Origin of the sequence: Arsenicicoccus sp. UBA6765, from assembly GCF_002453335.1 — a bacterium.
GTDB classification, from domain to species: domain Bacteria; phylum Actinomycetota; class Actinomycetes; order Actinomycetales; family Dermatophilaceae; genus Arsenicicoccus; species Arsenicicoccus bolidensis.
Genome location: NZ_DKGR01000013.1, coordinates 68,142 through 79,697 on the forward strand (window position 1 = coordinate 68,142; position 11,556 = coordinate 79,697).

General features: G+C 73.3%; 8 protein-coding genes. 1 reads left to right on the forward strand and 7 read right to left on the reverse strand.

The genetic code is table 11. The features are described from left to right. Positions 1-124: 124 nt before the first annotated feature. Positions 125-1,939, forward strand: a complete 1,815-nt coding sequence (gene sepH / locus B4K29_RS02685) for a septation protein SepH (RefSeq protein ID WP_286966326.1) — start codon at positions 125-127, stop codon at positions 1,937-1,939. A gap of 33 nt (positions 1,940-1,972) precedes the next feature. Here the strand turns inward: sepH and B4K29_RS02690 are convergent, their stop codons facing one another. The 7 genes from B4K29_RS02690 to B4K29_RS02720 all read right to left on the reverse strand — a co-directional run. Continuing rightward, the gene (locus B4K29_RS02690) at positions 1,973-2,377 is read right to left on the reverse strand and encodes a VOC family protein (protein WP_286958760.1); all 405 of its coding nucleotides are present in this window, start codon (positions 2,375-2,377) and stop codon (positions 1,973-1,975) included. A 104-nt stretch (positions 2,378-2,481) separates the two neighbouring features. Next, the gene (gene ppdK / locus B4K29_RS02695; protein ID WP_029210016.1) at positions 2,482-5,184 is read right to left on the reverse strand and encodes a pyruvate, phosphate dikinase; all 2,703 of its coding nucleotides are present in this window, start codon (positions 5,182-5,184) and stop codon (positions 2,482-2,484) included. A 120-nt stretch (positions 5,185-5,304) separates the two neighbouring features. Next, a complete protein-coding gene (locus B4K29_RS02700) occupies positions 5,305-6,000 on the reverse strand; it encodes a thymidine kinase (protein WP_286958005.1) in 696 nt (231 codons plus the stop codon). Next, positions 6,000-7,163: an alkaline phosphatase family protein gene (locus tag B4K29_RS02705; RefSeq protein ID WP_240483909.1), complete on the reverse strand. Its 1,164-nt coding sequence runs from the start codon at positions 7,161-7,163 to the stop codon at positions 6,000-6,002. Before B4K29_RS02705 ends, B4K29_RS02700 begins: the two co-directional genes overlap by 1 nt. A gap of 1 nt (position 7,164) precedes the next feature. Next, positions 7,165-7,806: a DUF5998 family protein gene (locus B4K29_RS02710; RefSeq protein WP_019284742.1), complete on the reverse strand. Its 642-nt coding sequence runs from the start codon at positions 7,804-7,806 to the stop codon at positions 7,165-7,167. Positions 7,807-7,824: 18 nt separating this feature from the next. Continuing rightward, positions 7,825-10,503 (reverse strand): GNAT family N-acetyltransferase, encoded by a 2,679-nt coding sequence (locus B4K29_RS02715; RefSeq protein WP_286958006.1) that lies wholly within the window; start codon positions 10,501-10,503, stop codon positions 7,825-7,827. Between the two features lie 24 nt (positions 10,504-10,527). Continuing rightward, positions 10,528-11,556 (reverse strand): hypothetical protein (locus B4K29_RS02720; RefSeq protein ID WP_286966327.1); only part of this gene is annotated, 1,029 nt, incomplete at its 5' end.

Below are 11,556 nucleotides of genomic sequence, written 5' to 3' on the forward strand. Positions count from 1 at the left end.
GCTGCGGCGGTCGGCGTGGTCGGTTGGTGGACGTCCCGTTCCGTGAAAACCTAGGGTGGACGTGTACTGGGCAGGTGCTGGGCATCGCCCGCGCCGCGCCTGCGAGCGGTAGGACGGAGACTTCATGAGCGTGCAGGACCTGCGGTTGGTCGGGATCTCGGACGACGGCGTGCACCTGCTGCTCGCGACCGACGACGGCACCCGCTACCGCGTCCCGCTGGACGCGGCGCTGCGGTCCGCCATCCGGCACGAGCGTCCGCGCCCCGGCGACGGCCCCGCCTCGCCGTCCGCCGGCCCGCGACAGGTGCAGGCCCTGATCCGCGCCGGCGCGTCCGCCGACGAGGTCGCCGAGCTGACGGGATGGTCGCTCGACAAGATCGCCCGCTACGAGGGGCCGATCATCGCCGAGCGGGAGCACGTGGCCGGTCTCGCCACCACCGTGCGTCTGCGGACCGGCGGTGGGCAGACCGCCCCCTTGCTGGGTGCCCGCGTCGCCGACCGTCTCACCGAGCGCGGCGTGGACCCGACGAGCGCGTCCTGGGACGCGTGGCGCGCCGCGGACTCGCCGTGGACCCTTGCTCTGACCTTCGCCGCGGGCGGCCGGCTGCGCGAGGCCCGCTGGCACTTCGACCTCAGCACCCGTGCCGTCGACCCGGTGGACGACGAGGCGCGCTGGCTCAGCGGCGACGACGCCCCTGCCACGCCGGGCCCCGCTCCACTGGTGCCGCTCAACGCCACCCCCCGCGTCTACGACGTCGAGTCCGAGGGCGGCATCCACTCCGCGCAGCAGGACGACGACCGCGGCGACGACCTGCGCCCCATCACGGCCACCGAGCCCACCCGGGCCCGCCGCCAGCACGACGAGGACGAGGACAGCGACCTCGTCGACTCGATGCGCGAGCGCAGCAGGGCGCGTCGCCGGCGCGCCCCGTCACGCCCGGCCCGTCCGGTGGCGTCCCAGGAGTCACTGATCCCCGTGTCCGGCGACGACCCGGCGCGCGTCACCTCGCCGGTCGAGCCCGCGTCGGCCCCGGTCGAGTCTGCTCCGGTCGAACCGGCCCCAGCGCGACGCGGACGGTCGCGCAAGCGCGGCGCGCAGCAGCCCCCGCCCCCCGCCCCGAATGAGACGGCTACCAGTCCGACGTCGAGCCACACAGACGCACAGGGCGCACAGGACACAGGGGACGCAGAGCCCGCGCAGCACGCACCAGACCCGTCGGACGCGCCGGCAGCAGCGAGGGGCGCCGGGTCACGGGCCGCGCCCACGGTGCCCCTGGCGCGTGAGGAGATCGCGGCCGCCCTGTCGCAGGGGTCGGTCGGCGAGCTGGACGCCGTCGTGGACGAGGTCATCGCCGACCGGGAGCTCGAGTCCGCGAGTGCCTCCACGCCTCCCGCACCCGACGAGCCGGCGCTGCCCCAGGGGGGCCCGGTGAGCCGGGAGTCGCTGCGGCCGGACGACGGCACCGAGGACGCGGCGAACCCCGCGCCTCGACCTCACCCACGCGTGCCCGGCCAGGTCGCCCTGCCCGAGCTGGACCACCGGGACGACGACGCGAGCGAGGGCGCTGAGGTGGCCTCGCCGAGCCGCGCCACCGAGGTGCCCCACATGCCCGACGACAGCGCTGCCCCGATCGACGAGGCCACGTCGCTGGCGGACCGCACGAGCGGCACCAGCTCCAGGGCGGCAGACGTGGAGTCCGAGAAGTCGTCCAACAAGCTGCCGCAGGCCGATCCGTCGGTCGGCGCGCAGCCTGGTCGGGCGGAGCCCGCGCCGCCGGCAGCCGCGCAGCCCGACGCAGACCAGCCGGAGGCAGAGCAGCCGGAGGCAGAGCAGCCGGCGACCAACCGTTCGCAGCGGCGGGCGCAGGCCCGACGCAAGGCCGGTCGGCCGTCGGTGCCCAGCTGGGACGACATCATGTTCGGCGCCAAGCCGGAATGACCGTCTGACGCGGTGGCCCCTAGCGCCTCCGGCTCAGCGGTCCCGCGAGGACAGCACGCAGAACTCGTTGCCCTCCGGGTCGGCGAGCACCTCCCAGGTGACGTCCGCACGGTCCTGACCCACGTCGACCCGACGGGCCCCGAGGGCGACCAGGCGGTCGATCTGCGCCTGGCGGTCGTCGCTGACGTGCGGGGCGAGGTCGATGTGGAGACGGTTCTTGACCTCTTTGCCCTCGGGCACCGGGACGAACACCAGCCCGGGCGGGGTGGAGGCCCAGCGGTCGGCCGCGATCGGATCCTCCGACATGTCCCGTGGGACTACGGCGACCTCGTGCTCGTCCTCGTAGACGATGTGCCAGTCGAGCACCTCGGCCCACCAGCGGGCCTGGGCGGCGATGTCGTGGCAGTCGATGACGATGGTGTACCAACGCAGGTTCATGCCCCCAGCCTCCCAGCGGATGCGGACGATCTGCGTCCTGCTCTGGGACGACCGCGCGCGCCGGCCCTGGAGGTCCAGGGCCTGCGCGCACGGCATACGGCAGGTCAGGCGGTGGCGTCGCTGTCCCCGACCGTGGCGCGGCCCGCCTCGAGCCGGGCGACCGGCACGCGGAACGGCGAGCAGGACACGTAGTCCAGCCCCACGGAGTCGAAGAAGTGGATCGACGCGGGGTCTCCACCGTGCTCGCCGCAGACGCCGAGGTGGATGCCGGGGTTGCCCGCGCGGCCGCCCTCGGCGCCGAGCTGGACCAGCCGACCCACGCCGGTGCGGTCGATCGTCTCGAACGGCGACACCGTGAAGACGCCCTTGTCCATGTAGTTGGTGAAGAACGCCGCCTCCACGTCGTCGCGCGAGAAGCCCCAGGTCGTCTGGGTCAGGTCGTTGGTCCCGAACGAGAAGAAGTCGGCGGACTCGGCGATGCGCTCGGCCGTGAGGGCGGCGCGCGGCAGCTCGATCATGGTGCCGATCGGCATCTGCAGCTCGACGCCCTGCTGCTCGGCGACCTCGGCGATGATGCGCTCGGCCTCGTCCCGGATCAGGTCCAGCTCGTTGATGGAGCCCACGAGCGGCACCATGACCTCGGGCCGGGGGTCGCCCCCCGCCTGCTTGCGGATGGCGGCGGCCTCGGCCAGCGCCCGCACCTGCAGCGCGAACAGACCCTTGACGGTCAGGCCGAGGCGGACGCCGCGCAGACCGAGCATCGGGTTGGACTCGTGTTGCTTGCGCACGGCCGTCAGCAGCTCGACGTCGCGCGCGTCGGGCTCGCCCTTGGCCTCGGCGACCGCGACCTTGACGGACAGCTCGGTCAGGTCGGGCAAGAACTCGTGCAGCGGCGGGTCGAGCAGGCGCACCGTCATGGGCAGCCCGTCCATCGCCTCCAGCATCTCGACGAAGTCCTGGCGCTGCAGCGGCAGCAGCGCGTCGAGCGCCGACTGCTTGTCCTCGTCGGACGTGGCGAGGATCATCCGCTCGATCAGCACGCGGCGGTCCCCGAGGAACATGTGCTCGGTCCGGCACAGGCCGATGCCCTGGGCGCCGAGCTGCCGGGCGCGGCGGGAGTCGTCGGCGGTGTCGGCGTTGGTCCGGACGTCGAGGCGGCGGACCTTGTCGGCGTGGGTGAGCAGCCGGTCGACCGCCTTGACGAGCTCCGTGGTCTCGTCGTCGAGACCCTCGACACCCCGCTCGATCCCCTCCTCGAGGTAGCGCATGACCGGGCTGGGGACGACCTCGAGCTCGCCCTCGAAGACCTCGCCGGTGGCGCCGTCGATGGAGAGCCAGTCGCCCTCGCCGAAGGTCCGGTCGCCGACCACCATGGTCTTGGCGTTGGCGTCGATCTGGAGCTCTTCGGCCCCGCACACGCAGGTGCGGCCCATGCCGCGCGCGACGACGGCGGCGTGGGAGGTCTTGCCGCCGCGGGCGGTGAGGATGCCGACGGAGGCGATCATGCCCGACAGGTCGTCGGGGTTGGTCTCACGGCGGACGAGCAGGACCTTCTCCCCCGCCTCGGCCTTGGCCACGGCGGCCGCCGAGTCGAAGACGATCGTGCCGACCGCTGCGCCCGGGGAGGCTGCCATGCCCCTGGTGAGCAGCGTGCGATCCCCGTCGGGGTCCAGCTGCGGGAACATCAGCTGGACGAGCTGCTCTCCGGTGACCCGCTCGAGGGCCTCGTTCATCGTGATGAGCTGCTCGTCGACCAGCTGACCCGCGATGCGGAAGGCCGCGTTGGCGGTGCGCTTGCCCACGCGGGTCTGCAGCATCCAGAGCTTGCCCCGCTCGACCGTGAACTCGACGTCGCACAGGTCGCGGTAGTGCGTCTCGAGCAGGTGGAGGTTCTGCTCGAGCTGCTTGAACGGCTCGGGGTGGTGGGTGCCCATGTCGGCCAGGGACATGGTGTTGCGGATGCCGGCGACGACGTCCTCGCCCTGGGCGTTGATCAGGTAGTCGCCGTAGTGGCCCGAGTGACCGGTGGAGGGGTCGCGGGTGAACGCCACGCCGGTGCCGGACGTGTCGCCCATGTTGCCGAACACCATGGTGCAGACGTTGACGGCGGTGCCGAGGTCGTGCGGGATGCGCTCGCGGCGGCGGTAGAGCCGGGCGCGCTCGGTGTTCCACGACTTGAACACCGCGATGATCGCCATGTCGAGCTGCTCGCGCGGCCACTGGGGGAAGTCCCGGCCGGTCTCGTCGCGGACGATCTGCTTGTACTCGTCGACCAGCTCACGGAGCGCGTCGACGCTGAGCTCGGGGTCGGTCTTGGCGCCGTGCTCGTCCTTCTTGGCGTCCAGGGCGTCGGCGAACCGGCTCGACTCGATGTGCATGACCGTGGCGCCGAACATCTGGATGAGCCGGCGGTAGGAGTCCCAGGCGAACCGCTCGTCGCCGCCGATGCGGCCGAGCCCCTCGACGGAGTCGTCGTTGAGACCGATGTTGAGGACCGTCTCCATCATCCCGGGCATGGAGAACTTGGCTCCGGACCGCACGGACACGAGGAGAGGGTCGTCGGCGTTGCCCAGCCGACGACCCATCTTCTGCTCCAGGAGGCGGAGCTCCTTGGTGACCTGGACCCCGAGCTCCGCGGGGGCCTGGCCCTGCTCCAGGTAGGCCCGGCAGGCCTCGGTGGTGATGGTGAAGCCGGGTGGCACCGGGAGGCCGAGCTTGGTCATCTCGGCGAGGTTGGCACCCTTGCCCCCGAGCAGGTCCTTCTGGTCCTTGTCACCGTGCTCGAAGTCGTATACGTACGTCGTCATCGATCGTCCCCTTTGACAACCTTCTGGTCACGAGCCGTCGGTGCTCGCCCTGGTGGCCCCAACCTAGCCCGGTCCTCGCAGGCACCCGAGCCGGGGGTCGGTGGTGCAGGTCACATCGCGTCAGAGGACGCCGGGACCGGGCTCGCCCTCGCGCCAGTGCCGTCGGCAGAGCACGCGGTAGGTCGCGCCCGCGCCCCCGCCCAGGTCGCCCACGGCCACCTGCGAGCCCGACCGGATGACCTCGCCGCCCTCGATGCGGGCGTTGACGCGGCCCGCCTGGCCGCACCAGCACAGCACCTCGACGAGGTCGAGGATGTCGTCGGCGAGCTCCACGAGCCGCTGCGAGCCGGGGAAGGTGTGCGAGTCGAAGGCCGTCAGCAGCCCGAAGCAGTCGACGTCGACGGCCATCTGGTCCACGAGCAGGGCGAGCTCGTCGACCTGGCCCGGGGTGAGGAACTGGGCCTCGTCGACGATGACGAAGCCGCGAGCAGGGAGGGCCTCGCCGACGGTCGCGACGAAGTCGGTCTCCTCGGTGAACTCCCGCGCAGACACCGACAGGCCGAGCCGGGACGAGAGGGTGCCGGACCCCGCGCGGTCGGCGGAGGTGAAGATGAGGCCGGGGCGGCCCGCCTGCCGTCGGTGGAAGCCGACCTGGATCGCGAGCGCCGACTTGCCCGCGCCCATCAGCCCCGCGTGGAAGCGCAGGCGACCGACGGCGGGCGCCAGGTGGCAGATGCCGAAGAGCGGGTTCTGGTCCGGGCTCGGGCGGACCGCATCCTCGTCGTCCATGTCCTCACCGTCGTCACCGTCGATCATCAGCTCTTCCTCGCGGGCCAGGTCAGCAGGGGTATGGCGGTCTCCTGCTCGGTCACGGACCCGTGCACGCCGAGCAGACCCATCAGCTCGGGACGCATGATGCGCGAGTCGACCACCGCCATCGACCCCGTCATGGCGACGACCACGTCACCGATGCGCGGCACGACCGCCGGGCCGACCACGCCGAACCAGCCCTCGTCGACGACCTGCTCACGCGTCCTGACGAGCGCGTCGTCACCGAGCCGGGCCGCCCAGCGCTCGACCATGGCGGCGACGGACGAGGCGCCGGGGTCCTCGGCATACAGCTGGAGGGAGCGCGGCTCGCCCCCGACGTGGCGCACGCCGGCGGCCAGGTCCGGCTCGGCCGCGACGTCGAGGCGACGGTCGAGGGGCACGTCGACCATGCCGTGGTCGGCGGTGACATGCAGGGCGCAGTCCTCGGGCAGCAGCCGGCGCAGGCGGGCGAGCTGGTCGTCGACGTGCTCGAGCTCGGCGGTCCACTCGGGCGACTCCCAGCCGTGGACGTGGCCGGTCTTGTCGAGCTCGCCCCAGTAGAGGTAGACGAGGGTGCGAGGCGCCGCCGCCGCGGTGCGCGCCGCGACCTCGACCCGCGCGTCCAGGTCCTTGGCACCGAGGAAGGCTCCGCCGCGCAGCGCCGCGTTGGTCAGCCCGGACCCGTCGAAGTAGTGCGGCCCGATGCGGGTCACCGCGACGCCGGCGCGCTCGCAGCGCTGCAGGACGGTGTCGTGCGGCTGCCACACGAAGGGGTCGACGCCCTCGTCCCAGGCCAGCTCGTTGAACGTGCGGTCCTCGCCCGGCACGAGCACCTGGTAGCCGACGAGGCCGTGGGCGCCCGGCGGCAGGCCGGTGCCGAAGGTCCCCATGCTCGTGGCCGTGGTGGAGGGGAATCCCGCCTGCAGCCCCGGCGAGCCGGTCATGGCGCCGCGCAGGAACGGCGCGTGCCCGCGGCGCGCCTCGAGCAGGTGGCGGCCGAGCCCGTCGACGAGCACCACCACGGCGCGCCGCGAGCGCGGGAGCGTCAGTCGCCCCACCTCGCGGGGACCCAGGTCCACCCCGAGGGACCGTGCCACCCCGGGCAGCACGTCGGCGAGCCCCAGGCCGGTGTAGGCGTCCGCCAGCCGGGCCACGACCTCCCGCCGCACGTCAGCGACCCGTGGCGAGGGACAGCGCGCGCGCGAACGCCCGGGCCTGCGCCACGGCCTCGGGGCCGTCGGCGTCCGAGCTCACGCGGAACGAGATGTCGTCGCTGGAGATCGTGCCCTCGTAGCCGTGGTCGGCGTCGCACTCCGGGTTGTCGCAGTCGGCGGGCATGAGGTCCACGCGGTTGACCGCGCCCCACCCGAGCGAGACGGTCACCTCTCCCCCGAGGCTGCCGGGCCGGTATGACGTCGCCGACGCCACGACGTGCGTGAGCATGACCCCGCGGACCGAGGACAGCGGCACCGACTCGGAGGTCGCCGTCACGACGGTGTCGACGGGGCGGTCGGCCGCGCGTCCGGTGCGGGGCACCCCGGCGGACGAGGCGGCGTCGACGTGGTCGTCCACGTGCCCCACCACGAGCCGCGAGGGCGTCAGCACGAGGACCGTGACGTGGCGCAGGATCCCGTCGTGGTCGAAGGTCGTCTCCTGGTGGACCAGGTGCTCGACGACCTCCTCGCCGCAGGCGGCCTCGGCGACGACGTCGGCCACGAGGGCCGGGTAGTAGCCGGCCCGCTCGATGTCACGCCGCAAGGAGTGCGGGAGCAGGTCGGCCGGGGTCTGCGAGGCGCGAGGCATGGCCGCCATTGTGGCACCTGCGAGCCGTCAACCCGTCATGGCTCGACGGTCGGAGTCCGTGCGCAGCCCGGGCCGGGCCAGCGTGATCTCGGCGCCCAGCACGTCGACGCCGCCGGGGCGGGCGTTGAGGGGGTTGAGCTCGAGGGCGGCGACCTCGGGGAAGTCGTCGGCGAGCACGGAGACGCGTCCGACGACGTCCTGCAGCGCCGCCAGGTCGACCGGCTCGGCGCCGCGGTGCCCGTCGAGCATCGGGAAGGCCTTGACCGTGGTGACGAGCTCCCTGGCGTCGCGGTCGGTCAGCGGGGGGATGCGGTGGCTGACGTCCCCGAGGAGCTCGGTGGGCGCGCCGGCGACGGAGAAGCTCACGACGGGTCCGAAGAGCGCGTCCTCGGTGGAACGGACCACGCAGGCCACCCCGGGCCCGGCCATCGCCTGGACGACGAGGGCGAGGTCGCCGAGGGAGCCGAAGCGCGTGACCAGGTGGCCGTAGGCCTCGCGCACCTCCTCCTCGTCGTCGAGGTCCAGCCGGAGCGCGCCGAGCCCCGGCGAGTGCCGCAGCACCTGGGAGACGGACTTGATCATGACGGGATAGCCCACGACGGCGGCGGCCGCGACCGCCTCGTCCGGCGACAAGACCCGCACGCGGCGCCATACGGGCACGCCGTAGGCCGCGAGGAGGTCGTGGGCCTCGTCGTCGGTGAGCGCCCGGCCTTGCGGCGCGTCCTGCAGGACGCCGTCGATCACGGCGAAGGCTGCGTGCCGGTCGATGTCGTCATAGCTCACCCGCTCGCCCTTGTCGGCCTCGCGCCAGGCGGCATACCGGACGGCCTGGTCGAGGGCGAGGACGGCGTCCTCGGGCATGGGGTATGCCGGGACCGACCCCACGTGTCCGGGACCCTCACCGGTCCGGGGGTCCGCGACGCCCCGCATGCCGAGAAAGGTGCCGAGGACCGGCTTGTCGCTGCCGGCGGCCACCTGCGCGACGGTGCTGACGATCGACTCGTCGGCGGTGACCAGCGGGGGGATGAAGCAGGTCAGCACGGCGTCGACGGCGGGGTCCTCGAGCGCGGAGCGCAGCGCCTGGGCGAAGGCCTCGGCCGTCGCCTCGGGAGCCAGCGACACCGGCCCGTGGGTGACCTCGAGCCCGCGGTCCAGGCAGGCGTCCCCGGTGAGGGCGCCCAGCGCGTGCGCGTTGCCGACGATCGCCACCCGACGCCCCCGGGGCAGCGGCTGGGAGGTCACCAGCGCGGCCACGTCGAAGAGCTGGTGGACGTTCTCGACGCGCATGACCCCGGCCTGGGTCATCATCGCGTCGAAGGCCTCGCGGGGCACCCGGGTGGGACGCACCGGGTGGCCGGGCGGGACCGAGTAGCCGGAGTACCCCGACTTGACCACGATGACGGGCTTGGAGGCCGCGAGCTGGCGGGCGATGCGGGAGAACTTGCGGGGGTTGCCCACCGACTCCAGGTGCATGCCGACCGCCTCGGTGCCCGGGTCGTCGATGAAGTACTGCATCAGGTCGTTGCCGGAGACGTCGGCGCGGTTGCCCGCGGACGCGAACACCGAGACGCCGAGGTTGCGCCTCTGCGCGGCGTCCAGGACCGCCACGCCGAGCGCCCCGCTCTGGGCGAACAGCCCCAGCGTGCCCGGCTTGGGGAGGCGGGGTGCGACGGTGGCGTTGAGGTGCAGGGCGTTGTTGGCGACGCCGATGGTGTTGGGTCCGACGACGCGCAGACCGTTGGCGTGGGCGTGCTGCAGGAGTGCGCGCTGCCGCTCCTGTCCCTCGGGGCCGGACTCCGCGAAGCCGGAGGACGCCACGACGAGGGACTTGACGCCCGCGGCGGCGCAGTCGTCGACGACGCCCAGCACCTCGGACGCCGGGACGGCCACCACGGCGAGGTCGACGGGCTCGCCGATCGCGCTCACCGAGGGGTGGCACGGGACGCCGAGCACCTCGGACGCCGTCGGGTGGACGGCGTGCAGGACCCCGGTGTAGCCGCCGCGCAGGAGGTTGTCGAGGATCAGGTGACCGAGTGCCTCGACGCGGGGGCTGGCCCCCACGACGACGACGGATGCCGGCTCGACGACGGTGCGGATGCTGGCCGCCTCGGAGCGGTGCTCGCGCGAGAGCCGGACGAGCTCGGAGCGCACGGTCGGCCGGATCTGGAAGGTGACGGCGATGACGCCGTCGTCGAAGTGGTGCTTGACCTCGTAGCCGGCGTCGGTGAAGACCTTCATCATCTTGCGGTTCTGCGGGAGGACGTCCGCCACGAACTCCTCGACGCCGAGCTCCTGGCCGATGGCTGCGAGGTGCTCCAGGAGCACCGAGCCGATCCCCTTGCCCTGGTAGTGGTCGGAGATGTTGAAGGCCACCTCGGCCACCCCCGGGCGGATGGTGTCGTAGCGCCCGATCCCGATGATGTCGTCGCGCACCGTGGCCACCAGGGCGACCCGGTCGACCTGGTCCACCTCGGTGAAGCGCGTCAGGTCCTTGGCGCTGATCTCCTTGATGGGCGCGAAGAACCGCAGGTAGATCGACTCGGCCGACTGGCGCGAGTGGAAGGCCTGCACCCGGTCCCGGTCGTCGGGGCGGATCGGGCGCAGGTGGCACACCGACCCGTCCCGCAGGACGACGTCCGCCTCCCACGAGCTGGGGTCCGAGACCCCGAGCCGACCGGGTCCGTGGCTGCCACGCTGCGCGCTCATGCGGTCAGGATCCCACGTCGCGCGTCAGGGCGCGCCGGCGACCTGGACCTTGCGCCACGTCAGGCCGTCGTGGCTGCCGAGGTAGTAGACGCCCCGCTCGCCGCGCGGGACGGCCAGGAAGCCGCCGGCCTCGTGGCGCAGGGCCACCCAGCCGTTGCGCGCGGCCGGAGGCTTCGTGGGTGCCGCGAACGTGGCGCCCCCGTCGCGGCTCGCCTGCAGCACGTATGACGTGGGGGACGCCGCGACGACGTGCTGGTCGTCGGACGGCGCCACCAGGGCGTTGGCCGGCACGCCCTTGGCCGGGTCCATCGCGGTGAAGTCCCAGGTCCGCCCACCGTCGGCACTCATGACGAGGCTGCGATCGGCCGAGCCGGCAGCAGACCCGATGGAGCAGCGGGCGTAGAGGTACTCACCGGCCGGGCGCGAGACCTGCAGGCCCATCGAGTTGGGGCAGCCCTCGTCGATGGCGGTGAGCGGCGTGGCCGCGCCGGTCGCGGACACGGAGGCGGCCTGCATGCCCTGCGGGCCTCGGTCGGTGCCCACGACGCCCGACACGAGCACGTTGCCGTCGTGCCAGCCGAGGTCGACGCGCTGCACCGGGGCGTCGCCCCGCGTGGTCGGCACCCGGACGTCCACCGGCACGGTGCCGTCGAGCTCGGCGCGGCGCACGAGCACGGCCTGGCCGCAGGCCCGGGCCCCGCACTCGTCGACGGCGGCCACGGCGACCTCGTCGTCGGTGGCCTCGACGGCGAGCACGATCGCGACCGGGTGGGCGGTGGGGCTCCACGTGCGTCCGCCGTCGGTGGTGCGCAGCAGCGCCCCGCCGTAGACCCAGCCGTTGAGGTCGTCGGCGAAGACGACCTCGGAGAGCGTGCGGGGGGTCGGCCGCGCGGAGGCGTCGGCCCGGTCGAGCACGGTGTGCTGGGGGAAGACAGCCGCCACGCGCCAGCTGCGCCCGCCGTCGGTGCTGGTCGCGAGGACCGGGCAGGTGGTCGCGCCGGCGCAGCTGCCGCTGCCCAGGGCGTGCAACGGTGGCTCTCCTGACTGATCCGT